General features: G+C 66.3%; 21 protein-coding genes. 10 read left to right on the top strand and 11 right to left on the bottom strand.

Going from position 1 to position 23,559, the window contains the following annotated elements:
- The 4 genes from ACFWUR_RS02355 to ACFWUR_RS02340 form a co-directional block, all read right to left on the bottom strand.
- On the bottom strand, window positions 1-1,149 hold the full coding sequence (locus ACFWUR_RS02355) for an acyl-CoA dehydrogenase family protein (RefSeq protein WP_378900647.1): 1,149 nt from the start codon (window positions 1,147-1,149) through the stop codon (window positions 1-3).
- Window positions 1,149-2,378 (bottom strand): acyl-CoA dehydrogenase family protein, encoded by a 1,230-nt coding sequence (locus tag ACFWUR_RS02350; protein ID WP_378900644.1) that lies wholly within the window; start codon window positions 2,376-2,378, stop codon window positions 1,149-1,151. The genes ACFWUR_RS02355 and ACFWUR_RS02350 overlap by 1 nt, the downstream gene beginning before the upstream one ends.
- A 124-nt stretch (window positions 2,379-2,502) precedes the next feature.
- The gene (gene hpnE / locus ACFWUR_RS02345) at window positions 2,503-3,912 is read right to left on the bottom strand and encodes a hydroxysqualene dehydroxylase HpnE (protein WP_378900641.1); all 1,410 of its coding nucleotides are present in this window, start codon (window positions 3,910-3,912) and stop codon (window positions 2,503-2,505) included.
- A gap of 187 nt (window positions 3,913-4,099) precedes the next feature.
- Window positions 4,100-4,768 (bottom strand): TetR/AcrR family transcriptional regulator, encoded by a 669-nt coding sequence (locus tag ACFWUR_RS02340; RefSeq protein ID WP_378900638.1) that lies wholly within the window; start codon window positions 4,766-4,768, stop codon window positions 4,100-4,102.
- 76 nt (window positions 4,769-4,844) lie between these two features.
- On the opposite strand from ACFWUR_RS02340, the gene ACFWUR_RS02335 reads away from it, so the two are divergent.
- Window positions 4,845-6,059: an acetyl-CoA C-acetyltransferase gene (locus tag ACFWUR_RS02335; protein WP_378901539.1), complete on the top strand. Its 1,215-nt coding sequence runs from the start codon at window positions 4,845-4,847 to the stop codon at window positions 6,057-6,059.
- A gap of 29 nt (window positions 6,060-6,088) precedes the next feature.
- Complete coding sequence (locus ACFWUR_RS02330) at window positions 6,089-8,254, top strand: 3-hydroxyacyl-CoA dehydrogenase NAD-binding domain-containing protein (protein ID WP_378900635.1); 2,166 nt, start codon at window positions 6,089-6,091, stop codon at window positions 8,252-8,254.
- A 71-nt stretch (window positions 8,255-8,325) separates the two neighbouring features.
- Here the strand turns inward: ACFWUR_RS02330 and ACFWUR_RS02325 are convergent, their stop codons facing one another.
- Window positions 8,326-9,474, bottom strand: coding sequence for an acyl-CoA dehydrogenase family protein (locus tag ACFWUR_RS02325; RefSeq protein WP_378900632.1), 1,149 nt, complete (start codon window positions 9,472-9,474; stop codon window positions 8,326-8,328).
- A 102-nt stretch (window positions 9,475-9,576) separates the two neighbouring features.
- A complete protein-coding gene (locus ACFWUR_RS02320; protein ID WP_378900629.1) occupies window positions 9,577-10,611 on the bottom strand; it encodes an AraC family transcriptional regulator in 1,035 nt (344 codons plus the stop codon).
- A 131-nt stretch (window positions 10,612-10,742) separates the two neighbouring features.
- Between ACFWUR_RS02320 and ACFWUR_RS02315 the strand changes: the two genes are divergently transcribed.
- On the top strand, window positions 10,743-12,245 hold the full coding sequence (locus ACFWUR_RS02315) for a flavin-containing monooxygenase (protein WP_378900626.1): 1,503 nt from the start codon (window positions 10,743-10,745) through the stop codon (window positions 12,243-12,245).
- Window positions 12,246-12,297: 52 nt separating this feature from the next.
- Here the strand turns inward: ACFWUR_RS02315 and ACFWUR_RS02310 are convergent, their stop codons facing one another.
- Window positions 12,298-13,443, bottom strand: a complete 1,146-nt coding sequence (locus ACFWUR_RS02310) for an acyl-CoA dehydrogenase family protein (RefSeq protein ID WP_378900623.1) — start codon at window positions 13,441-13,443, stop codon at window positions 12,298-12,300.
- Window positions 13,444-13,673: 230 nt separating this feature from the next.
- Between ACFWUR_RS02310 and ACFWUR_RS02305 the strand changes: the two genes are divergently transcribed.
- The 5 genes from ACFWUR_RS02305 to ACFWUR_RS02285 all read left to right on the top strand — a co-directional run bounded on the left by ACFWUR_RS02305 (window position 13,674) and on the right by ACFWUR_RS02285 (window position 18,794).
- A complete protein-coding gene (locus ACFWUR_RS02305) occupies window positions 13,674-14,660 on the top strand; it encodes an NAD(P)H-dependent flavin oxidoreductase (RefSeq protein WP_378900620.1) in 987 nt (328 codons plus the stop codon).
- A complete protein-coding gene (locus ACFWUR_RS02300; protein WP_378900617.1) occupies window positions 14,657-15,454 on the top strand; it encodes an enoyl-CoA hydratase in 798 nt (265 codons plus the stop codon). Before ACFWUR_RS02305 ends, ACFWUR_RS02300 begins: the two co-directional genes overlap by 4 nt.
- A complete protein-coding gene (gene fadD5, locus ACFWUR_RS02295; protein WP_378900614.1) occupies window positions 15,451-17,004 on the top strand; it encodes a fatty-acid--CoA ligase FadD5 in 1,554 nt (517 codons plus the stop codon). The genes ACFWUR_RS02300 and fadD5 overlap by 4 nt, the downstream gene beginning before the upstream one ends.
- A gap of 159 nt (window positions 17,005-17,163) precedes the next feature.
- A complete protein-coding gene (locus ACFWUR_RS02290) occupies window positions 17,164-18,048 on the top strand; it encodes an oxygenase MpaB family protein (RefSeq protein WP_378900611.1) in 885 nt (294 codons plus the stop codon).
- Window positions 18,049-18,119: 71 nt separating this feature from the next.
- Window positions 18,120-18,794 (top strand): TetR/AcrR family transcriptional regulator, encoded by a 675-nt coding sequence (locus ACFWUR_RS02285; protein ID WP_378900608.1) that lies wholly within the window; start codon window positions 18,120-18,122, stop codon window positions 18,792-18,794.
- A 72-nt stretch (window positions 18,795-18,866) separates the two neighbouring features.
- Here ACFWUR_RS02285 and ACFWUR_RS02280 read toward each other — a convergent pair whose 3' ends face one another.
- From ACFWUR_RS02280 to ACFWUR_RS02270, 3 genes are all read right to left on the bottom strand, one after another.
- A complete protein-coding gene (locus ACFWUR_RS02280; RefSeq protein ID WP_378900605.1) occupies window positions 18,867-20,396 on the bottom strand; it encodes an aldehyde dehydrogenase family protein in 1,530 nt (509 codons plus the stop codon).
- A 235-nt stretch (window positions 20,397-20,631) separates the two neighbouring features.
- The gene (locus ACFWUR_RS02275; RefSeq protein ID WP_378900603.1) at window positions 20,632-21,090 is read right to left on the bottom strand and encodes a hypothetical protein; all 459 of its coding nucleotides are present in this window, start codon (window positions 21,088-21,090) and stop codon (window positions 20,632-20,634) included.
- Window positions 21,091-21,103: 13 nt separating this feature from the next.
- Complete coding sequence (locus ACFWUR_RS02270; protein WP_378900600.1) at window positions 21,104-21,568, bottom strand: pyridoxamine 5'-phosphate oxidase family protein; 465 nt, start codon at window positions 21,566-21,568, stop codon at window positions 21,104-21,106.
- Between the two features lie 345 nt (window positions 21,569-21,913).
- On the opposite strand from ACFWUR_RS02270, the gene ACFWUR_RS02265 reads away from it, so the two are divergent.
- Together ACFWUR_RS02265 and ACFWUR_RS02260 are read left to right on the top strand one after the other, a co-directional pair.
- Complete coding sequence (locus ACFWUR_RS02265) at window positions 21,914-22,114, top strand: hypothetical protein (protein WP_378900597.1); 201 nt, start codon at window positions 21,914-21,916, stop codon at window positions 22,112-22,114.
- Window positions 22,115-22,163: 49 nt separating this feature from the next.
- Window positions 22,164-22,964 carry a SigB/SigF/SigG family RNA polymerase sigma factor gene (locus ACFWUR_RS02260; protein ID WP_378900594.1) on the top strand — a complete coding sequence of 267 codons (801 nt, stop codon included), beginning with the start codon at window positions 22,164-22,166 and terminating at the stop codon, window positions 22,962-22,964.
- A gap of 73 nt (window positions 22,965-23,037) precedes the next feature.
- Here the strand turns inward: ACFWUR_RS02260 and ACFWUR_RS02255 are convergent.
- Window positions 23,038-23,559, bottom strand: a 522-nt coding sequence (locus ACFWUR_RS02255; protein WP_378900591.1) for a diiron oxygenase, incomplete at its 5' end; no start/stop codon positions are given.

The raw sequence follows: 23,559 nt of genomic DNA, 5'->3' as shown, positions 1-23,559 counted from the left end.
CTACGGCCTCGTCAGCTCGGCATAGCGGGCGAGGTGGTGGTCGCTGGATCCGAATTCGTGCTCGATCGCGGTCAGCCGCTTGAAGTAGTGACCGATAGCGAGTTCCTCCGTCATGCCCATCGCGCCGTGCAGTTGGACGGAGCTCTGGCCGATGAATCGAGCGGCACGGCTGACGGTGACCTTGGCCGCCGATGTCGCCCGCGCCCGCACCGTCGGTGCCGCGTTCAGTGAGTGGATCGCCAAATATGTCGCGGCGACAGCCTGCTCCAGTTCCATGTACATATCGACCATGCGGTGTTGCAGAACTTGGAAGCTGCCGATCGGCTGACCGAATTGCCGGCGTTGCTTGGCGTATTCGACGGTATCGGCCAGCACCTTGCGCATACATCCGACCGCTTCCGAGGCGATCGCCGCGATCGCCTCATCGGTGGTCGCCGCGATCGAAGACCATGCGTCACCTTCCGGGCCGAGCAGCGCGGCGGCGGGCAAGCGGAATTCGGTGAAGGTGATATCGGAAGCGACCCGATCGTCGATCGTCCGGTAAGAGTGGATCTCCACCCCGGCCGGCGGATTCGCCGCATCGAATTCGGTGAGGAACAACGAGATACCGGATTCGTCGCGCCGAACGCCGCAGGTGCGTGCGCTGATGATCAGATGGGTCGCCAGCGGCGCACTGGTCACGACGGTCTTGCTGCCGTCGATCACCCACGAGTCACCGTCGCGGCGCGCGGTCGTCGACAGATCGTGCATCGCATGACCGGACATCGGCTCCAGTGCGGCGAACGCGGTGCGCGCGGTACCGGCCACGATCTGCCGCAGCAGGGCATCGGCGGCCGCACCACCGGAGCGTTTCAGCAGCCCCGCCCCGACTATGACCGTGTCGACATACGGTTCGACGACGAGCGCGCGCCCGAGTTCCTCGGCGACGACCATCATTTCGATCGGCCCACCGCCCATGCCGTCGACATCCTCGGGCAGGGTCGCACCGAGAATGCCCAGTTCCTCGGCGAAACCGCGCCACACCGCGGGTTGCCACCCCGCGGCGGACTTGACCGCGCCGCGACTGTTCTCCAGGTCGTAGCGGGCACCGAGGAATCGGGCCACCGAATCACGCAGGAGTTCCTGCTCTTTGGTGAAGGTGAAGTCCATCAGAGCCCCAATGCTGCCTTGGCGAGGATATTTCGCTGAATTTCGTTGCTGCCCGCGTAGATCGAGCCTGCACGGTCGTTGAAGTAGCGCAGCGGCGCGACGGCCTGCCACTGCTCACCGCTGCGGTAGCCGTCGGCCGGTGGCTGGAACTCGGCGATCGGCCCACCGGGTTTCGTCGCATGCGGTTGGTACACCCGACCGCGCGGACCCGCCGCCTCGAGCGCCAGTTCGGTGATCTTCTGGCTCAGTTCGGTGGCCAGGATCTTCAGCATCGACGAGGCGGGGCCGGGATCCTTGCCCTGTGCCAGCACCGACAGCGTTCGGTACTCGAGGATCTCGAGTACTTCGGTGCGAATCCGCGCCTCGGCCAACTTGGCCGCGAAGATGGCGTCATCGATGAGCGGGTTGCCGTCCGGGCCGGCCTGCCCGGCTGCCGCGGTGGCGACTTCCTGGGCCATCACCTGCAACATCGGCGACAGAGCCCCGCCACGTTCGTGGACGAGCAGGTACTTCGCCACGGTCCAGCCGTCGTCGATCCGGCCGAGCACATTGGTTTTCGGCACTCGGACGCCGTCGAAGAAGACCTGGTTCTGCACCTGCTCGCCGGAGGTCATGACCAGCGGGCGGATCTCGATACCCGGCGAGGTCATATCGATGAGCAGGAAGGTGATGCCCTGCTGCTTCTTTCCTTCGCGCGACGTGCGGACCAGGCAGAAGATCCAGTTCGCCTCCGTCGCGTGGGTGGTCCAGATCTTGCTTCCGGTGCACACGAAATCTGCACCGTCGTCGACGGCGGCCATCGTCAGCGAGGCCAGATCCGATCCGGATTCCGGCTCCGAATACCCCTGGCAGAAGAACACCTCACCGGTGAGGATCCGTGGCAGGTAGTACGCCTTCTGCTCGGCCGTTCCGAAGGCGACGATCGCGGGCGCGACCATCCTGATGCCCATCGGCGACAGCGCGGGCGCGCCGGCCTGCATCAACTCCCGGCCGAAGATGTAGTGCTGGGTGAGGCTCCAGTCGCAGCCGCCGTACTCGACCGGCCAGGCGGGTGCCGCCCAGCCTCGATCGTGAAGAATGTGCTGCCACTTCATGCTGGCGTCGTGATCCGGATAGACACTCGTTGCCAGGTGTCCGGCGCGGCGTAGTTCGGGTGTCAGCTTTTCGTCGAGGAAATCTCGAACTTCGTCGCGAAAGGCCATATCAGCCTCTGACCAGTTGTAATCCATCAGCCCTCCTGGAGGGATGTGCGCCGTTGCGTCCGTGTAGACCTGCGGCAGTGTGAGACAGAATGTACTTATGTCTCAGCGTGGAATCAACCGGCGCAGAGGCACAAGGCGCTAGAATCATGAGTCACATAGGTCTGGCTGCGTCGCTCCGGCCGCCGACGTATTCGCGAACGGCGGCGACAGCGCGGACCGCGCTCTCGGCAGCGGCTTCCATCGTCGAGGGCATTCCGGTCTCGGTCCAGTCGCCCGCGAGGAACAGGCCCTCGATCGGCGTCCGCTGCGGCAGGCGCAGCTCGTCGAATCCGGGCTGCGCCGAAAAGGTCGCTTGCGGTTGGTGGATGACGTGGGTGCGCAGCACCTCGGCCTCGGCGAACTCGGGGTAGTGCTGTGCCAGCGATTCCAGCGCCGCCGCGGTGAATTCGGCGTTGGGCAGATGCACGACATCCCACGAGGCGCTGACGGCCAGCGAATAGCAGTGCCCTGCCTCGGTCTCGCCGCCGTGCATGCCCGTGGTGTCGAAAACCCACTCGATGGTGGTGTTACGCAGATTCTCCGCGAGCCTGCGCATCCTCAGCGGACGATCCAGCCATACGTAGACGCTCGAGATCGGAGCCGGCTCGATCTTGCGCACGGGGGTGAAGTGCTCGTACTGCCCGAGCTCGCCGCGGTCGAGCAGCGTTGTCAGCGACCACGGCGGCAACGTGAGAACCGCCGCGTCCACCTCGATGACACGCCCGTCGGAGAGCCGCACGCCGGTGAGCCCGTCGTCGACGATCTCGATATCGGTGACACCGGCGCCGACGATGATCTCGCCACCGTGCGCCCGCAGGTAACGCTCGGCAGGCTCGACGAACAACTCGTGCAGGCTCACCCGCGGCCAGACCGCGTCGCCGGCCCTGGCATTGCCCGACAACGCGCGCTTGCCGATCCAGTGCAGGGTCTGGACGAACAGGGAGGCCGACACCCGTTCGGTCCTCTCGTTGAGCAGGCCGATGACGAACTGATCGAGCACCAACGCGCGCAACGATTGCGGCGCACCGATCTGCCTGAACCAGCGATCGACGGTCAGATCGTCGAGTTCCGGTGCCGGGCGCAGCGCGGCGCGGGCGATTCGTGCCCAGGTGCGCAGGGCGGCGGGCCGCTCGCGCAGCGGGATCGGCGGCCAGGCCATCCAGGACAGCCCGACGGCACGGCGCAGCGTGCCGGGCAGCCAGGTGGGCGCGCGCAGGGTGAGCAGCTGGTCGGGTCCGGTCCTGATTGCGAAAGGCGGTGCGTCCCAGAAGAGCTGATGGCGCGTGCCGATGGTGTCGACGTAGCGCAGCAGCGCGTCGTAGCAACCGGCGAACAGGTGCTGACCGTTGTCGACCCGGCCTTCGATGCCGGGGACCTCGAACGAGATCGTGCGACCGCCGAGCCGCCCCCGCTTCTCGACGAGGGTGACCCGGTGACCTGCCTCCGCGAGCCAGACCGCCGTGGCCAATCCGGCCAGGCCCGCGCCCGCGACCAGGATGTGCGGGGATTCCTGCTGCCCCATCGGTACCTCCGACAAACGATGAATGCGAGAATGAATGAGAGAATATTCACGTCATACTCGCACAGCGTCGGCATGTACGTACAGGGCGGAACCCGCTCGTGCAGAACGGAACTCGCCTCGTCATCGGTCGTGACCGGGTGTGGGACGCTCTCGTGCGGGCGAGATCAGCTCGAGGGGGCCCGGTTGATCAGGGTCGGGCTACGCGCCGACGCCGCAGGAGACTGTCGGGTCCCAGAATCTGTTCGACGACCGCGAGGAAGATCTCGGTCGACTCGTCGACGAGTTCGTCTCTGGTCAGGTCGAGTGTTCCGTTGAGCCAGCCGTAGACGGTCTCGTACAGCCCGCCGACGAGGTGCATCGCGGCGAGCTCGCCATATGCCCCCGCGGTCGCGGTGCTCTCGGGGCTGAGTCGCTTGTTCACCGTCGCCAACACGAGGGCGGCGAAACTGCGGATCGTGGCGGTGCGGCGTTCGTTGAGGACGGGATTGAGCTGGGCTTCGGTGAAAGCGATACGGATCACCCGCGGATCGTCGGCGACCGCTTGCAGGCCCGCGGCGATGGCCGCGTGCACCTTGTCGCGCAGGGGATCGGGAGCGGCGCGCACCCGGTCGGCGATCAGCGCGGTCAGTTCACCGATCACCTGGTCGTAGACCTCGGTGACCACGGCGTCCAGGTTGGTGAAATTCTCGTAGAAGTACCGCTCGGTCAGTCCGGCCTGGCGGCAGAGGCCGCCGACGGTGAGTCGAGCCGAACCCTGGGTGCCGACGATCTCCCGGGCGGCCTCCAAGAACGTGATCCGACGCTGTGCGCGTCGCTGCTCGGCGGGCACACCCGCATACGCACGATCCTTCGCCATGTGCCGAGTCTGCCACAAAGCCTTGTCAGAATTCTCAATCTGCGGCATCCTGTTGTCAGATTTGAGCGAGGAGAGAATCATGACCGAGGCATTCATCTACGAGGCGATCCGCACCCCGCGCGGGCGCGGCAAGAAGAACGGCGCCCTGCACGGCGTCAAGCCGCTCGACCTGGTGGTCGGGCTCATCGACGAACTGAAGACTCGCCACCCCGGACTCGACCCCGCGGCGATCGACGACATCGTGCTCGGTGTGGTGTCGCCGGTGGGCGATCAGGGCGCCGATATCGCCAAGACCGCCGCATTGGCGGCGGGGTTGCCCGATACCGTCGCCGGTGTGCAGCTCAACCGGTTCTGCGGCTCGGGCCTCGAGGCCGTCAACACCGCCGCCCAGAAGGTCCGGTCGGGCTGGGAGCAACTCGTCATCGCCGGCGGTGTGGAGTCGATGTCGCGGATTCCGCTGGGTTCCGACGGTGGCGCGTGGGCGATGGACCCCCTCACCAACTACAGCACCTACTTCGTGCCGCAGGGCATCGGTGCCGATCTGATCGCCACGATCGAGGGCTTCAGCCGCGCGGACGTCGACGCCTTCGCGGTGCGGTCGCAGCAGAAAGCGGCCGCGGCCTGGTCCGGCGGCTATTTCGCCAAATCCATTGTCCCGGTGCGTGATATCAACGGCACGGTGCTGCTCGAGCACGACGAGTTCATGCGGCCGAACACCACGGTGGACAGCCTGGCCGGGCTGCCCCCGTCGTTCGCGGCGATGGGGGAGATGGGTGGCTTCGACGCCGTCGCCCTGCAGCGCTACCACCACGTCGAGAAGATCGACCACGTCCACCACGCCGGCAATTCCTCCGGCATCGTCGACGGTTCGGCCCTGGTCCTGATCGGCAGTGAATCCGCCGGTGTCGCCGCGGGCCTCACGCCGCGCGCCCGGGTGGTCGCCTCCGCGGTGAGTGGTGCCGATTCCACGATCATGCTGACCGGGCCGGTCCCGGCGACCGAAAAGGTGTTGGCGCTGGCAGGGCTCACCGTCGATGACATCGACCTGTTCGAACTCAACGAGGCCTTCGCGTCGGTGGTGCTCAACTTCCAGAAGAAGCTGAACATCCCCGACGAAAAGCTCAACGTCAACGGCGGCGCCATCGCCATGGGCCACCCGCTCGGCGCGACCGGCGCCATGATCACCGGAACCATGGTCGACGAGCTCGAGCGTCGGGGGGCGCGTCGCGCGCTGATCACGCTGTGCATCGGCGGCGGCATGGGCATCGCCACCATCATCGAGCGCGTCTGAGCGCCGGACCCGGATACAGAGGAAAGACCATGACCGACAACATGATTGCCTGGGAACTCGGCGCCGACCGGGTGCTCGTGCTCACCATCGACGACCCGAACCAGTCCACCAACACGATGACCGAGGCGTTCGCCCGCGATCTCACCGCGACCGTCGACCGGCTCGAAGCCGAGAAGGAAAGCTTCGACGGCGTCATCCTCACCTCGGGCAAGGACACCTTCTTCGCCGGTGGTGACCTGAACCTGCTGATGAACGCGACACCGGAGACCGCACCGCAGATCGCGCTCGGCCTCGACACCTACAAGGCCGCGTTCCGTCGGCTGGAGACGCTGGGCAAGCCGGTGGTCGCCGCGATCAACGGCACCGCGCTCGGCGGCGGCTTCGAGGTCGCGCTCGCCACCCACCACCGGATCGCGCTCGACGCGAAGGGCAGCCTGCTCGGCTTGCCGGAGGTCACCTTCGGGCTGCTGCCCGGCGCGGGTGGTGTCACCAGGACTGTGCGGCTGCTCGGTATCACCAACGCGGTGCTCAACGTCGTCGGGCAGGGCCAGCGGATGAAGCCGGCCAAGGCGTTGAGTGTCGGGATCATCCACGAGGTCGCCGCCACCCGCGAGGAGATGTTCGCCCAGGCCCGCACCTGGATCGCGGACAACCCCGAGGCCGCGCAGCCGTGGGACGTGAAGGGCTACAAGATCCCCGGCGGCATCCCGTCGAGCCCGGCGGTGGCGGCGAATCTGCCCGCGTTCCCGGCCAACGTGCGCAAGCAGCTCAAGGGCTCGCCCATGCCCGCACCGATCGCGGTACTCGCCACCGCGGTGGAGGGCGCGCAGGTCGACATCGACACCGCGTTCGCGATCGAGACCCGATACTGCACCAACCTGATCTGTGGCCAGGTCTCGACGAACATGATCAAGTCCCTGTTCTTCGATCTGGGCACGATCAACAAGGGCGGCAGCCGCCCCGCAGGCTTCCCCGTGCGCACTCCGGAGAAGGTCCTCGTGCTCGGCGCGGGCATGATGGGCGCGGGCATCGCCTATGTGCAGGCCCGCGCCGGCATGCAGGTCGTGTTGAAGGACGTCACCATCGAGGCGGCCGAGCGCGGAAAGGATTACTCGCGCAAGCTGCTCGACAAGGCGCTGCGCAAGGGCGCGATCACGCAGGACAAATACGACGAGATCCTCGGTCGAATCCACCCGTCCGCCGATCCCGCCGACGCCGCGGGCTGTGACTTCGTGGTCGAGGCGGTGTTCGAGGATCCGAGCCTGAAGAAGAAGGTGTTCGGCGAGATCGAGCACCTGGTGAACTCCGATGCCCTGCTCGGGTCCAACACCTCCACCCTGCCGATCACCGACCTGTCCACCGGCGTGAAGCGGCCGAAGGACTTCATCGGTCTGCACTTCTTCTCCCCGGTGGACAAGATGCCACTGGTCGAGATCGTCGTCGGCGACGAGACCAGCGACGAAGCCATCGCCCGTGCCATCGACTACACCCTGGCGATCAAGAAGACGCCGATCGTGGTCAACGACAGCCGCGGCTTCTTCACCAGCCGGGTCATCGGCCAGTTCATGGACGAGGCCATCGCGCTGGTCGCCGAGGGCGTGCACCCGGCTTCGGTCGAGCAGGCTGCCACGCAGGCCGGCTACCCGGTGGGTGCGTTGGCATTGGCCGACGAGATCAATATGAAGCTGGCGCAGAAGATCCGGCGCAGCCTGAAGGAGAACCTGCTCGCCGAAGGCAAGGAGTGGGTCGACTCGAAGGCTTACCCGCTCGTCGACGCGATGGTCGACGACTTCGATCGTCCGGGTCGACTCGAGGGCCGCGGCTTCTACGAATACGACGCCGACGGCAAGAAGCTCGGCCTGTGGCCGGGACTGGTCGACAAGTACACCCGCGACGATCACGGCATCGCGTTCATCGACATGCAGGAACGGATGCTGTTCGCCGAATCCCTCGACACCGTGCGGTGTTTCGACGAGGGTGTGTTGCGCACCGTTCCGGACGCGAACATCGGGTCGATCTTCGGCATCGGGTTCCCGGCCTGGACCGGCGGCGTGATCCAGTACATCAACCAGTACGCGGGCGGCCTGGCCGGATTCGTCGCGCGAGCCGATGAACTGCGGGCCGCCTACGGCGAGCGGTTCGAGGTCCCGGAGTCGTTGCGGGTCAAGGCCGCTGCCGGGGAAACGCTCGGCTGACCGTCCTCCGACGAACAGAACCCCCCGTCGCCCGGTATCCCCGGGCGACGGGGGGTTCTGTGTCGGAGCGGCTACAGGGAACGGGCGATGAGTTCCTTCATGATCTCGTTCGTTCCCGCGAGAATGCGAAGCACTCGCGCACTGGTGAAGATCTCCGAGATCGGGTATTCGGTCATGAATCCGTATCCGCCGAACAACTGCAGGCACCGGTCGGCCACCACACTCAACTGATCGGTGAGCCAGTATTTCGCCATCGACGCCGTGGCCACATCGAGTTCGCCCGCCAGGTGTCGGGTGAGGCAGTCGTCGAGGAAGACGCGACTGATTCGGGCGATGGTGGCGCACTCGGCGAGCTCGAACTTGGTGTTCTGGAAGCCGAGCAGCGGCTTTCCGAAGGCCTGCCGATCCTTGGTGTACGCGACGGTCATCGCCACCGCGGCCTCCATCGACGCCACCGCCATCACCGCGCAGACGAGTCGCTCCTGCTGGAGCAGCGTCATCATCTGATAGAAGCCTTGCCCCTCGGCCTCGCCGAGCAGGTTGCCGACCGGCACCCGCAAGCCGTCGAAGAACAGCTCGGCGGTGTCCTGGCCGGTGCCGCCGATCTTGGACAGGGTCCGCCCGCGCGTGAAGCCGGGGGTGTCGTCACCGACCTCCGCGAAGATGAGCGAGACCCCCGCGGCCCCTTTGTCGGGGTCGGTCTTCGCGGCGATGATCACCCCATCGCAGAGCGCGCCGTTACTGATGAACATCTTCGAACCGGTGATGACGTACTCGTCGCCGTCGCGCACCGCCCTGGTCTGGATGTTCTGCAGGTCCGAGCCCGTACCCGGTTCGGTCATCGCGATCGAGAGCAGGCACTCGCCGCTGGTCACCTCGGGCAGAATGCGCCCCTTGAGCTCCTCGGAGGCGAACTCGACGAGATAGGGCGCGATGATCCCGGAGTGGATCGCGAGGCCCATGGACGTATCGCCCGCCCGCGATTGGGCCTCGATGATCGCCGCTTCATGGGCGAACGTGCCGCCCCCGCCGCCGTACTCTTCCGGTACCGACGGGGCGAGCAACCCGAGCTTGCCCGCCTTGCGGTACAGGTCACGGTCGGGGTGGCCCTGCTGTTTGTACCGCTCGGCACCAGGAAGCACCTCCTTGTCGAAGAACTTCGTCGCGAGTTCGCGAACAGCCACGATCTCGTCGTCTACCCAGCCCGCTTGTGCGGTCATCAGTGCCTCCCAGGACGCCGTCTACCTCAATCTGCGAAAACAGCTTGTCAGATATATTGGCAGAACGTCAATAGCGCGGTGTCAGCGGGCGGGCCGTCGTGCTCAGCGGCGACCTCGGGTGCGCCGGTAGGCGGCCGGCGTGGTGGCCGTCCAGCGTTTGAAGGCGCGGATGAAGGGGCCTGCCTCGGTGTAGCCGAGCCGCGCGGCGACCTCCTCGACCGAGAGTGCGGTGGCGGCCAGCATGTCCTCGGCCAGGCCGCGGCGCGCCTCGTCGAGCAGGATGCGGTAGCTGGTCCCGTCCGCGGCGAGATGTCGACGTAAGGTGCGGCCGGTGACGCCGAGGTCGTGGGCGACCGCGTCCAGCGACGGCGGTATCGCGATCCCCGCGCTACCGCTGCCTGCCAGCAGATGGTCGCGAACATCGGCCGCGATCCCGGTGCGGGCGGCCCGGCGGTCGATCAGCTCCCGGCACTGCGCCAGGCACAGCGCCAACGTGGCCTGATTCGCCTGCGGCAGTGGCTGGTTCAGGGTCTCGGCGGTGATCGAGATGCTGGTTTCGGCCTGCCCGTATCGGGGGTGTACGCCCAGGATCGCGGCGATATGGTCCCCATAGGCGGGTTCTGCGAACGTGAACCGCGCATGGTCGATATCGACCGGTCGGCCGAGTAGGTCACCGAGCACCCGATGCATCGCGAAGGTGTCGCGTTCGACGAGGAATTGCCGGACGTCATCAGGTATCCGATCGTGTCGGATCCGGGCGATCATCTGCTGGTCGTCGACTTCCACGACCGGAGTGCAGAACGCGAAGCTCAACTGAAAATAGCTCAGCGCGAGGGAGATCGCCTCGCCGAGGGTGGGACTGGTGATCCAGGCGTAGCCGTAGATGCCGAAGGCGCTGATGCGATAACTACGCCCCACCTCGATGCCGAGGGCAGGCAGGGTCGCGAGTTCGCGCAGCAGATTGCGAACCACCAGCAGTTCCGTGCGGGCATCGATCTGGCGGTCGGCGGAGTCCAGGTCGGCGACGGACAGGCCGGTACCGGCCAGGATCGAGGTGGTGGCGGCTCCGCGCTCGACCGCGAACCGATGCATCACGGCGACGCTGGCGACGCCCCGTGGAAAGTCCCACGTGCCCACCGCTGGCTCCTGCCGTGCGCGCATGTCCTCAGTATGGCCTGAAATGTCAATTTTCTGTCCGCGAGCATCCTCGTCGCGGCCTCGACGGCGACCTACCGTTGACCGGAGACAACACCGACATGAGGAGTTCTATGCGCACTCGGACAACGCCGTCCGCGGTCATCATCGGCACCGGGTTCGGCGGACTCGGCATGGCGATGGAACTGCTGCGCCATGGTTTCGATGACCTCGTCATCCTGGAGCGGGCCTCGGATGTGGGTGGTGTATGGCGGGAGAACACCTACCCTGGCGCTGGGTGTGACATTCCCTCCCCGCTCTACTCGTATTCCTATGAGCCGAAATCCGATTGGCCCAAACGTTTTTCGGGACAGTCCGATATTCACGCCTATCTGCGCGACGTGGCGCACGACAACGGTCTGCTCGCGCGGATCCGGTTCGAGTCCGAGGTGACCGAAGCCGAGTTCGACGATGCGAGCGGGACGTGGACGGTGCGGACCGCCGACGGTTACGAGGTGAGCGCCGACGTGCTGATTTCCGCGGTCGGCCAGCTGTCGCGGCCCGCGCTGCCCGCCATCGCGGGTATCGGCTCGTTCGCCGGACCCGCGTTCCACTCCGCGGAGTGGGACCACAGCGTCGACCTGACGGGCAAGCGGGTAGCCGTTGTCGGTACCGGTGCCAGCGCGATCCAGTTCGTCCCCGCGATCCAGCCGCAGGTGGCGGCGTTGACCCTGTTCCAGCGCTCGGCGGCGTGGGTGCTGCCCAAGCCCGATGTCGAGTACAAGTCGTGGCATCACCGGATGTTCGCGGCGGTGCCGCCGGTCCGGCTGGCCGAGCGGTTCGCGGTCTGGGCGCTGTGTGAGTTCCTGTCGCTGGGCATCGCCGATGTCCCCGCGATCCGGGGCCTCGTCACCAGGATCGCGGTGAATCATCTGCGCAAGCAGGTGGCCGACCCGCAGCTGCGCGCGAAACTGACGCCCGACTACGCGGCGGGCTGCAAGCGTGGGCTGTTCTCCAACAACTACTTCCCGGCGCTGACCCAGCCGAACGTGCGGGTGGAGACGATCGAGATCGCCGAGATCACCCCGACCGGGGTGAGAACCGCCGACGGTGTGTTGCACGAGGTCGACGTGATCGTCTACGGAACCGGGTTCAAGGGCACCGAATTCCTGTGGCCGATGAAGATCCGCGGTGCGAACGGACGCGAGCTCGAGGATGAATGGCAGGGCGGTGCTCGCGCCTATCACGGCATGTCGGTGCCGGGCTTCCCGAATATGTTCATGGTCTACGGGCCCAATACGAACCTGGGTGTCGGCTCGATCGTCTACATGATCGAATCGCAGGCCCGCTATATCCGCCAGGCGCTGCGGGAACTGTCGCGCAAGCCGGCGCACACCCTCGATGTCCGGCGTGCGGTGGCCGAGGAATACGACGTGAGGCTGCAAGCTCGGCTGGACCGTACGCCGTGGGGTCTGTGCTCGAGCTGGTACCGCAACGCCGCGGGCCGGATCACCAACAACTGGCCGGGCCCGGTCGTGAGCTATCGGCTGCAGACCCGAACGCTGCGCCCCGAGCACTATCACCGCAACCCCCGCACGACAACTCCGCCCGCGGTCGGTCCTGACCGGATCCGGTGAACCGTCTTCCCGCACGCGGGGCGCCCGACCGATCGGTCGGGCGCCCGAGGTGTCACAGGCCGTAGGTCTTGCCGATGATGTCGCGCTGGATCTCGCTCGTGCCACCGAAGATGGTGGAGACCAGCGCGCCACGGACGTGCTTTTCCATATCGAACTCGCGCGCGTAGCCGTAGCCGCCCATCATCTGCATGCCGGCCAGTGCCACCTGCTTGGACGTTTCGGTGGCCTTGAGCTTGGCCATCGACGCCTCGCGGGCGAAGGTCCTGGTCGGGTTGGCGTCCACCGCGGCGGCGACGCTGTAGACCAGCAGCTTGGTGCACTCGATCTCGGTCGCGAGGTCGGCGACTCGGTGTCGTAGCGCCTGGAAGGTTCCGATCGGCCTGCCGAACTGCTTGCGTTCGGAGATGAACTGCAGGGTGTCGTCGAAGGCGCGCTCGGCCGCGCCGAGGCTCATCGCGGCCAGGATGAGCCGTTCGAAATTCAACCCGGTCATCAACTGACGCCACCCGTTGCCGACCTCGCCGACCACCGCGTCGTCGGGGAGCACGCAGTCGGTGAAGTACAGGTCGTTGGTCTCCTTCTGGTTGCCCATCAGCTCGATCGGGTTGATCTTCAGCCCCGGCGTGCCGGCGGGCACATGAAACATGGTCAGGCCCTCGTGCTTTCCGCCACTGCGATCGGTGCGGGCCACGAGCAGGATGTTCTCGGAGATGTGGGCGTTGGAACACCAGGTCTTCTGGCCGTTGATCAACCAACCGTCGTTGGTCTTCTCGGCACGGGTGCTGAGGTTGCCGACGTCGGACCCGGCTTCGGGCTCCGACATCGAGATCGACTGCGACGCACCACGCACGATGCCGCGCAGCACGGTGTCCTTGTGGGCGTCGGTGCCGAACTTGGCGTAGGCGCCACCGGTGATCAGCGTCGGTCCGATCGCGCCGATGGGGAGCATGCCACGCATGCTCTCCTCGAGCAGGATGCACATGTCGACCATCGACGCGTCCGAGCCGCCGTACTCCTCGGGCACCGTGAGCCCGAGCCAGCCGAGCTCGGCCATCTTGGCGTAGACCCCGGCGTTGTGCTGCTCGGCGTCGTGGTCGGTCAGCGCGTCGCGCTTTTCCCTGGTACCCGCCTCGCGCTTGGCGAACGCGGCGACCGCCGCCGCGAAATCCTGCTGTTCCGGGCTGAATTCGACGCCCATAGCAATGTTCTCCTTCGATTCTCGGTCAGATGAGAGCCAGGTCGCTCGCGCGACAGCGCGGACGCGGGATCCACTCGCTCGAGGCGGGAGTGTGGCCGTTGACACAGCCGCCCCGACCCGGATAAGTTAACTGCAATTCTCGTTAAGTTAATCACCATTCTCGCCGGAAGCAAAGAGGCCCCAGGGTTTCTCTTCGGCCGGCGCGGAACTCCCGAGCGGAGAGAGGCTCCATGCTGCGCACCAGATTCACCGAGGCATTCGGTGTCGAGCACCCGATCGTCCAGGGCGGCATGATGTGGGTCGGCCGCGCCCCGTTGGCCGCCGCGGTGTCCAACGCGGGCGGGCTCGGCATCATCACCGGCCTGACTCAGCCGACCCCGGCCGAGCTGCGCAACGAGATCGCCCGGACCCGCGACCTCACCGACAAGCCGTTCGGGGTCAACCTCACGATCCTGCCCTCGATCACGCCACCGCCCTACGCGGAATACCGGCAGGCGATCATCGACAGCGGGGTGAAGATCGTCGAGATCGCGGGTGGTAACCCGGCCACCCACCTGCCCTTTTTCAAGGACGCGGGCATCAAGGTGCTGCACAAGTGCACCAGCGTCAAACACGCGCTCAAGGCGCAACAGGTCGGAGTGGACGGAATCAGCATCGACGGCTTCGAATGTGCCGGGCATCCCGGCGAGAACGACACCCCGGGCCTGGTGCTGATTCCCGCGGCGGCCAGGGAGATCGAGATCCCGATGATCGCCTCGGGCGGTTTCGCGGACGGTCGTGGACTGGTCGCGGCACTGGCGCTCGGCGCGCACGGGGTCAATATGGGCACACGATTCCTGTGCACTGTCGAGTCGCCGATCGCGCACGTGGTCAAGCAACAGATCGTGGCCAATACCGAGCTCGACACCAAGCTGATCTTCCGGACGCTGCACAACACCGCGCGGGTCGCCGACAACGCGGTCAGCCGCCAGGTCGTCGAAATCGAGCGCAACGGCGGCACTTTCGACGATGTGCGTGATCTCGTGTCCGGTGCGCGCGGGCGCAAGGTGTACGAGGACGGCGACGTGGACGCCGGTATCTGGAGTGTCGGGCAGTGCCAGGGCCTGATCCACGACATCCCCACCTGTGCCGACCTGATCGCGAACATCATGGCCGACGCGCGGGCCCTGATCACCGAATCGCTGGCCGGGGCGGTCGTGACGGCAGTGGCCTCATGAGCGACTCGGTGCAGACCACGCTCGCGGGCGGCGTACTGCGGATCCGCATCGATCGGCCCGCCCGGCTCAATGCGATCGACCTCGCGACCATGAGCGAATTGGCCGACGTCATCGCCGGCGCCGCGGCGGATTCGGCCATCCGGGTGATCGTGCTGACCGGCGAGGGGCGTGCGTTCTGCACGGGCGCCGATCTCGCGGCGGCCGCCGCGTCCGGCGGCAACGAGGCGAGCCCGGAGACGGTGATGGCAGAAGCCGCGCGCATGATCCGCGCGGTCGTCCACGCGCCCATCCCGGTCATCGCCCAGATCAACGGTCCCGCCGCGGGCGTCGGCGCGTCGCTGGCCCTGGCCGCCGATCTGCACTACGCGGCCGAAAGCACCTATCTTCTCCTGCCTTTCACCGCCATCGGGCTGCTGCCCGACGGCGGTGCCACCGCTCTGGTTCCCGCCGGGATGGGCCGCGCCCGCGCGATGGAGATGGCCCTGCTCGGCAACCGGCTGCCCGCCTGCGAGGCCGCCGCGGCCGGTCTGATCACCGCGGCGGTGCCCGACGCCGAGCTGACCCAACACGTGAACGCCATCGCCGCCCGCCTCGCCGCCGGGCCACGCCGCGCACTGGAGCTGACCAAGGCCGCGGTGAACGCCGCGTCCCTGAGCCGACTCGAACCGGCATTCGACCGTGAGGCAGCCGCCCAGATCGAATTGCTCGTCTCACCCGACTTCTACGAAGGCACCATGGCCATGCTCGGCAAGCGTGCTCCCCGATTCACCGACGCACCGCAAGGAAACGAATGAACCTCGACGTGGAACCGATCCGTTCGCGCCGCAACCATTGGATGAACCAGGTCGCCCTGCACGCGACGGTCAAACCCGACGCCACCGCCGTGCGCTTTCGCGGGGTCGACACGAGCTGGCGGCAGCTGCACGAGCGATCCGAAGCCTTCGCCGACGCGCTCGCCCGGCGCGGTGTCGGCTTCGGTGACCGCGTCCTGGTGTTGATGCTCAACAACACCGAATACCTCGAGGCTGTCTTCGGGATCAATACCTTGGGCGCCATCGCGGTGCCGGTGAACTTCCGGCTCACCCCGCCCGAGATCCTCTACCTGATCGCCGACAGCGGCGCCGAGGTGATCGTGACCGACACCGCCTTGGCCCCCCTCGTCGCGGCGGTGCGCGCGCAGACCGACGCGCTGACCACCTGCGTCGTCGTCGGCGGCGAAACCGGTGACGGCACACAGGGTTACGAGCAACTGCTGGCCGAGGAGGGTGCGCCCCACCCCGCGGTCGACGTCAGCGAGGACTCGGCCGCGCTGATCATGTACACCTCGGGGACCACCGGCAGCCCCAAGGGCGCGGTCCTGACCCACACCAATATGCAGGCCCAAGCGCTCACCTGTATCCGCGCGATGCAGTACACCACCGAGGACGTCGCCTTCTGCGCGGCTCCACTGTTCCATATCGCCGGATTGGGCAGTATGGCACCGTGTTTCGTGCTCGGCACGCTCACCGTCCTGCATCCGCTGCTCGCCTTCGACACCGGTCAGGTACTCGACGCATGGGAGCGCGAGAAGGCCACCTCGGTGTTCCTGGTACCGGCGCAGTGGCAGATGGTGTGCGCCGATCCCACGGTGCGCGAGCGTGATCTGCGCCTGCGGGTGATCAGCTGGGGCGCGGCCCCGGCCTCCGACACTGTCTTGCAAGCGATGGCCGATACGTTCCCCGACGCGTTGAACATCGCGGTCTTCGGACAGACCGAGATGTCGCCGATCACCTGCGTCCTCGAGGGCAAGGACGCGATTCGCAAACTCGGCTCCGTGGGGCAGCCGATCCCGACCATCGCCGCCCGCGTCGTCGACGACGAGATGAACGACGTCGCCCCCGGCGAGATCGGCGAGATCGTCTACCGCGGCCCGACCATGATGCGCGAGTACTGGAACAAGCCGGAGGCGACCGCCGAAGCGTTCGACGGTGGCTGGTTCCATTCCGGTGACCTCGTCCGCCGAGACGAGGAGGGGTTCGTCTACGTCGTCGACCGGAAGAAGGACATGATCATCTCCGGCGGTGAGAACATCTACTGCGCCGAAGTGGAGAACGTCCTGTTCGCCCACCCCGCCGTGCGCGAGGCCGCGGTCATCGGGCGCGCGGACGACAAATGGGGTGAGGTCGCCATCGCGGTGGTCGTCGCCGAGTCCGACGCCGAGCTCACCCTCGGTACCCTCGCTCCGCATTTCGACGCCAATCTGGCCAGGTACAAGCACCCCAAGGACCTGATCATCGTCGATGAACTGCCGCGCAACGCGGGCGGCAAGGTGATCAAGCACCTGCTGCGCAAGGAACACGCCTGATCGAGATCCCGCGGGAACCACGACGCCCCGTAGCGCCTCGGCGCTACGGGGCGTCGGTGCGTAACGGGTACCCGCCGAAAGGTTCCCCTGAGTTGATTAGTCGAATATCATCTCAATATATCAGCGCCTTCGTGGCTCAGAAGAAGGAGACGCAGGACTATGCGTGAAGTTTCAACGGTGAGCGATCCCGTCATGGTCGACGATCTCGGCGAGGTCCTGCGGTGTCGATACGGCACTGTCGAGGATTTCGACATCGAGCGATTTCTCGACGGGATCGGCGCCTTCGCGGGGGCCGGGGCGAATGTCATCGTCCAGCTGGCGAACCGGCCGGTGGGGTACGGCGTTGTCGAGAGCACCGTCGAATCCGGCCGCGCCGATGTCCATCCGTGGAAGCGGCTGCGCACCACGCTGACCTACATCGCGGTGGCGATGCTGGGTACCGAGGACGACCGCGACGTGTATCGACAGGCCGTCGGTAGCGTGCATCGACGCGTGCGTTCGGCGCCGGGCGCCGAGGTGAAGTACAACGCGTTCGATCCCGAGCTGCAGAAGTGGGTCGCGGTCTGCCTGTGCTGGGGAGTGATGGACACCCACGAACGTCTCTACGGGCCATTGGACAAGGCCACCAAGGAGGTCTTCGTGCAGTACGGGGCCAAGTTCGGCACCGGATTGCAGATGAAGCCCGGTATGTGGCCGACCGACCTGGCGGCTTTCGAAAGCTATTTCGAAGCCGGGCTGGCGAGCATGCAGATCGACGATGTAGTCGCCGAATACCTGCGCAAGCTGGTCGGCTTGCGCAATGTGCCAAGGCCGCGCGCGCTGGCCGATTTTCATCGATTCGCCGTCACCGGTCTGCTGCCCGAAGCCATGCGCGCGCAGCTCTACCTTCCGTGGACCGACGGGCAGGAGCGCCGGCATCGGCTGCTGTTCAGAGCCATCGGAGCCGTTTACGGACTGCTACCCGTGCGCGCGCGGATCGAACCGTACTCGGCCCTGCTCCGGGACATGCGGCGGCGCCATCGACTCGGGCGCCCGTTGGTGTGAGAACAGCGAGGTTGCGGGCCACCGGCAGACCACATTATGTTCGGGCTCTTGTCAGCTGAGGGGAATGGGATATGGCCGAGTCGATCAGGTTGCTGGCCCGGATTCGCGGACACGGCGGTGTCGAACGCGAGAACGCCGAGGTCCTGAACGGAGCCTTGGCCGCGTTTCTGGACTTCGGGATCAAGCGCACCAGCATGGGGGAGGTGGCCCGCCGTGGCGGGCTGTCCTTGGCGACCCTGTACCGACGGTTCGGTGGCAAGACCGACGTCGTCCAGGCGGTGGGGCTCTGGCAGGTGCGTCACCTGCTGGAGCAGGCCGACGCTTCCATGCGTCGGCAGGCGGAGGAGGGTGCCAGCGCCGAAGACCAGATCGTCGAACTGTTCGTCGTCTTCGCCCTCGGCCTACGGGAGAACCCGCTGCTCGACCGCCTGCTCGCCACCGACGCCGCCAGCGTGTTGCCCTACCTCACCACCGGTGGGGCGCCGGTGATCGAGCTCGGTCGTGACTTCTTGGCCGAGTTCATCACCCGCCTACAGGAGGCGGGCAAGCTCCCCGCCTACGACCCGCTCCCCGTTGCCGAGTTGGTGGCTCGCACCGCGCTGTCGCTGGTGCTGACCAAGCCGACGGTCATCCCGCTCGACGACGAGGCCGCAGCACGCCGGTTCGCCCGCGATCACATCGCACCCGGGTTCCGTCCGCTGGATGCGCGCGCCGCGGCTGATGAGGCCCGCCCCGGACTCGGCTAGTTCCCTCGCGGGGCGGGTATCACCGCCCGCCTCGGGTGGAGGTGTCCCGCATCCACCCGAGGCGAGTCCCACTCACCTGCCGAAACGGCGTCGGCCGCGAGCACCGGCCGCGCGCATCGCGTTACGCATGAACCCGAAGTTCTTCAGGCTGTACGGGTACCAGACGAGTTCGGACTTCTGCGTCGGCAGCGCCGGTGCTGTGATCGCCTGTTTACGGCAGTACTTGCGCACGCCGTCCGCGCCGCCGAATCGGTATCCGGTGCCGGACTGTCCCCAACCACCGTGGGGGAGCGCGAAGTTGAACAGGTTGATGGTGGCGTCGTTGATGTTCACCGCGCCGACGGTCAATCGCCGCGCGATCGACTGCCCACGGGACTTGTTGCCCGTCCACACCGACGCGGACAGTCCGTACTCGGAGTCGTTGGCCAACCGGATCGCCTCGTTGGCATCGGCGACCTTGATGACCGGGATGGTCGGACCGAAGGTCTCCTCGGTGATGCACGACATCGAATGGTCGACGTCGACCAGCACGGTCGGTTCGAAGAAGTTGCCCTCGCCCGTCGCTTTGCCGCCGGTGAGAGCGCGGGCGCCGCGGGCGAGCGCTTCGTCGACGTGGCGGGTGACGATGTCGAGCTGTGCCTGGTTGGCCAGCGGCCCGACATCGATGTTTCCGCTGCGGTCGTCGCGGCCGAGCCTCAGCGACTTGACGTGGGTGACCAGCTTGTCCACGAACTCGTCGTACACCGGGGCTTCGACATACACCCGCTCCACCGATACACACAGTTGGCCGGCGTTGGTCAGCGCGCCGAAGGCGATGCCGTTGGCCGCGCGGTCGAGGTCGGCGTCGGCGAGCACGATCGCCGGGTCCTTGCCGCCCATCTCGAGGCTGTAGGGCAGCGTGCGTTCCGCGCAGGCCACGGCGATGCGGCGCCCGGTGTTGCCGGAGCCGGTGAACTGGATGAAATCCGCGTTCTCGACGACCGCGGCACCGGCGGCGCCGGCGCCGGAGACCACCGTGAACACCGGCGGTGCGCCGATCTCGGCCCAGCCGCGGGCGAGCGCGAGCGGGGTCAGCGGGGTCACTTCCGAGGGCTTGAGCAGCACGGCGGCACCCGCGGCGAGCGCCGGTACGAGATCGGAAGCGGGCATGGCGAGTGGAAAGTTCCACGGCGTGATGATGCCGACCACCGGATACGGCGTGTAGGTGGTGGTCAACTTCTTGATCCGCATCAATGGGGTGTGGGGGCTCACGGCGGTATCGGCGAGAAACTTCGCGGCGTTTCGTGCGTAGTAACCCAGGAGATCGACGGTGAACGCGACCTCGACCTCGGCCTCCACCCGGGGCTTTCCCGACTCGTCCTGAATCGAGTCCGCCAGCTCGTCGGTGTGGTCGAGCACCCAATCCTGCAGCTTGAGCAGCCACTGCTTGCGTCCGGACGCGCTGATCGAAGCCCACCGCGGCTGAGCCTTGCGCAGCGCGGCCGCGGCGTCGGCTACCTCCTGCGGGGTCGACACGGCGACGGTGCCGACCAGTTCTCCGGACGCCGGGTTGCGAACGATCAGTTCAGTGGCATCGACGGTGGGTGTTGCGGAATCAGACACATTTTCTCCTGGATAGCCGTATCGGTCTCCCACCAGCTTAGAGAGAGTGAGATGTTTTGTATATCACTCTTTCAGGCAGTCGTGATCCGCAGGCTTATGTTACCGAGTATTCTCGGTCGAGGGAGTGCTTCTCACGGGGGCCGTAGCGACCGCTCCGCCCGCGCCGAAGGAAGGTGGGGTATCCGTAGACCATCGCGATCGCCTGTGAGGCGGTCCGCGCTGTGCGGTGGTCGACTCACCTGTCGGTAGCTGTCGGGCACCTGACCAGGATGTCGTCGCGCCACTGTCTCGGATCGCGCACGTACCACGCGGCGCTGTCATCGTCGAAGCTCACGCTGATCAGCGGGCGACCGATCGTGGTGCCCGCGTGGGAGCTCACCAGGTCCACTGATGTGATCGAAGCGAGTGGAATCTGCAGTGGCTCGTCCGATCCCGCTCTGCGAAACCACAGTCGCGTCTCGGTCAGTACGAGCGCGCCGTTGCCGCGCACCTGCCGCCCGCCTTTCGAGGCTCGGCCGAAGTAATTGGCGACGGGGTCGCTGCGCACGGCTTCTCCGGGGGCGAAGTTCTCCGCGATGGCCGTCTCGGCTGTTCGGCGAACGGCGCGCAGGGTGAATCGGGCGATGAGCATGATGACCGCAAGTGTCACCGTCACGATGGCGATGACCAGGACGACGATCCAGCCGACAGCCATGGGAGCAGTGTAATTACTCGGGAGGAGACCGTCGCACATTCGAGAAGGGAGTCAGCCAGGCGGCCGGGTCGACAACAGGAAACCGACGCCCGGTCACCATGGTGGGCACGAGCCGGATGAAGACATTCTTCGTCCCGCCCTGCCATGGAAAGAGCGGGATATCGACGGTATCCATCAACTCCGCTATCTCGCGGACCGCTTCGGCACGTCCCTTGATCACCACGCTCCAGGCTTCGTGCGACGAAGCGAGGTAGCCGTCGACTTCCAGGGCGACGGCCGCATCCGACAACGCGGCGGATACCTTGGTGCCTCGCGCGGATCGAAACACGATGGTTCCGTGATCGACCGCGTAATTGAGGGGGAAGATTTCCGGATGGTCGTCCACCCACACGGCGAGGCGCCCTACCTCCTCGGTGCGAAGTAGCGCCCAGCATTCGTGGCCGGCGAGTTCTTCGACGGTCGGATCGTCGCTTCCCATTTCTGCGCCTTCCTGTCGTGGACATCAACCTCTGTCCGCTCATCCTCCTCCGCGCTGTCCGTTCGTGTCCGGCGGCGCTCCCTGCTCGGCACGATTGCCACAGTGATGTGAGACGGCGTCATCGGTCACTGGCAGAAGGGCAGCTTTACGCACCGTGGGCCGAAGGCCGGATCAGTGTGTAGTCCTCGTCGACCGACGACGGCCAACTGGCAACGGACAGAGCGAGATCCGTCGGTGACGAACGGATGCGGCACGCTCAGCTACGTGTTCGCCGATCCGTCTTGCCGTACGAATTTTTCAGATGATTCCGGTTTAATCCGCTCCGCGGTGGTCAACCTTGGAGCTATGACCGACTCAGATCATCGGGCGCCGAGCGCTCCGAGCGCGGATCTGACCAGCGCAGCGATTGTGTTGGTCACCTGCGTGTTCTTTCTGTTCGGTCTGGCCGCCCTGACGGGGTCGCTGCCTGCCGCCCTCTTCGGCGCCGTCAGCTTGGGTGCGGCGATGATGTTGTCCTCGAAAATGCTGGGCTTGAACGCCCTGTAGTTCACCTCCTCCCACCGTTGAGCACGTCGAACGCCAGGAGCTGATCCGTATGTCCACCACCACCGCCGCCCGCACCACCTATGAACATGCCGAACCCTTGTTCGAGCAGTTGGGGCTGACCGATCCCGGGAGCCCCGAACACGAAGCCCTGCGCGAGGAGATCATCGAGATCTGCCTCCCGCTCGCCGAGCACATCGCGCGCAAATACGCCGGGCGCGGTGAGGTTTTCGAGGACCTGCTCCAGACCGCGCGCCTGGGCGTGGTCATGGCGGTCGACCGCTACGACGTCACCACCGGGTCACCGTTCCTGGGCTTCGCTGTCCCCACCATCATGGGTGAGGTACGCAGGCACTTCCGCGACCACATCTGGCCGGTGCACGTGCCGCGTCGCGAGAAGGAATTGCAGGGCAAGGTCAGGGCGGCGACCGAAGAGCTGAGCCGTCGGCTCCAGCGCGCTCCCACCGCTCAGGAACTCGCCACCGAACTCGATGTTCCGGTCACCGACATCGCCCGAACCCTGGTCGCGGCCAACGCGTTCCAGACGCGCAGTCTCGACACCCCGGCCCGCGACAACGACGGCGACCCCGGCATGACCGTGGCCGAGACCTTCGGCGCCGAAGACCCGCATTACCGCCTCACCGAAGACACGATCACCGTCGCACCCCTACTCGCGCAACTGTCTTCGGAGGACCAGCAGCTGCTGATCTGGCGGTTCTACGACACCCTCTCGCAAGGTGAGATCGCCGAACGACTCGGCGTCTCCCAGATGAGCGTGTCGCGCAAGCTCACCAGACTGTTGAACAACCTGCGGGCACAGACCGCCGACGACAAACGCGCGGTCGCGGCCTGACTCTTGCTATGGCAGTGGCCCGGTACCCCCGAACGGGGTACCGGGCCACTGCTATCCCTGCCGACCCTTCGAATCAGTCGGCGTGCTTCGCGGAGCGCTTAGGCTCCGAACGGTACCGGCTGGACGGGCCGTCGATCCCGAGCAGCTTCCACACCTTGCGCGCGACCGGGTTCATCAAACCGATCTCCTCGGCCAACGCGCGCACGTCGACGTAGTAGTCGGCGAAGGTCCGCTTGGATTCCTTGGAACCGTAGAACAGGTCCTTACGCACCTCGGCGGGCATGTCGAACTGCTTGAAGAACGTCTTCGGCGGCGTCGCGATGGCGCGACCGAGGATGAACATCACGATCGGCATGGCGATCGAGAGCACAGCCTTGTTGAGCGCCGGCTGGGCGGGCACGTTCTTCTTCAGGAACTCGTGGGCGAAGGAGATGTGGCGAGCTTCCTCGGCCACGTGGATCGCCATCACGCCGCGCATGATCGGGTGGATGTCGTCGCCCGAGCGCAGGATGTCCTTCTGGATGTGGTCGATCGGCTCCTCACCGGCGAGCACGGCCATGAAGAACAGGTTCGGCATGAGCGCGCCGACCGGGGC

Origin of the sequence: Nocardia sp. NPDC058633, assembly GCF_042717045.1 — a bacterium.
Classification (GTDB): Bacteria; Actinomycetota; Actinomycetes; order Mycobacteriales; family Mycobacteriaceae; genus Nocardia.
Note: the sequence above shows the minus strand (reverse complement) of the source record. Positions and strands in the feature narration are given on the sequence as shown.

Coding starts and splice junctions, on each gene's coding strand:
- ACFWUR_RS02355 (WP_378900647.1), bottom strand. CDS start 1,149: ATGGACTTCACCTTCACCAAAGAGCAGGAACTCCTGCGTGATTCGGTG.
- ACFWUR_RS02350 (WP_378900644.1), bottom strand. CDS start 2,378: ATGGATTACAACTGGTCAGAGGCTGATATGGCCTTTCGCGACGAAGTT.
- hpnE (WP_378900641.1), bottom strand. CDS start 3,912: ATGGGGCAGCAGGAATCCCCGCACATCCTGGTCGCGGGCGCGGGCCTG.
- ACFWUR_RS02340 (WP_378900638.1), bottom strand. CDS start 4,768: ATGGCGAAGGATCGTGCGTATGCGGGTGTGCCCGCCGAGCAGCGACGC.
- ACFWUR_RS02330 (WP_378900635.1), top strand. CDS start 6,089: ATGACCGACAACATGATTGCCTGGGAACTCGGCGCCGACCGGGTGCTC.
- ACFWUR_RS02325 (WP_378900632.1), bottom strand. CDS start 9,474: ATGACCGCACAAGCGGGCTGGGTAGACGACGAGATCGTGGCTGTTCGC.
- ACFWUR_RS02315 (WP_378900626.1), top strand. CDS start 10,743: ATGCGCACTCGGACAACGCCGTCCGCGGTCATCATCGGCACCGGGTTC.
- ACFWUR_RS02310 (WP_378900623.1), bottom strand. CDS start 13,443: ATGGGCGTCGAATTCAGCCCGGAACAGCAGGATTTCGCGGCGGCGGTC.
- ACFWUR_RS02305 (WP_378900620.1), top strand. CDS start 13,674: ATGCTGCGCACCAGATTCACCGAGGCATTCGGTGTCGAGCACCCGATC.
- ACFWUR_RS02300 (WP_378900617.1), top strand. CDS start 14,657: ATGAGCGACTCGGTGCAGACCACGCTCGCGGGCGGCGTACTGCGGATC.
- fadD5 (WP_378900614.1), top strand. CDS start 15,451: ATGAACCTCGACGTGGAACCGATCCGTTCGCGCCGCAACCATTGGATG.
- ACFWUR_RS02290 (WP_378900611.1), top strand. CDS start 17,164: ATGCGTGAAGTTTCAACGGTGAGCGATCCCGTCATGGTCGACGATCTC.
- ACFWUR_RS02285 (WP_378900608.1), top strand. CDS start 18,120: ATGGCCGAGTCGATCAGGTTGCTGGCCCGGATTCGCGGACACGGCGGT.
- ACFWUR_RS02275 (WP_378900603.1), bottom strand. CDS start 21,090: ATGGCTGTCGGCTGGATCGTCGTCCTGGTCATCGCCATCGTGACGGTG.
- ACFWUR_RS02270 (WP_378900600.1), bottom strand. CDS start 21,568: ATGGGAAGCGACGATCCGACCGTCGAAGAACTCGCCGGCCACGAATGC.
- ACFWUR_RS02265 (WP_378900597.1), top strand. CDS start 21,914: ATGACCGACTCAGATCATCGGGCGCCGAGCGCTCCGAGCGCGGATCTG.
- ACFWUR_RS02260 (WP_378900594.1), top strand. CDS start 22,164: ATGTCCACCACCACCGCCGCCCGCACCACCTATGAACATGCCGAACCC.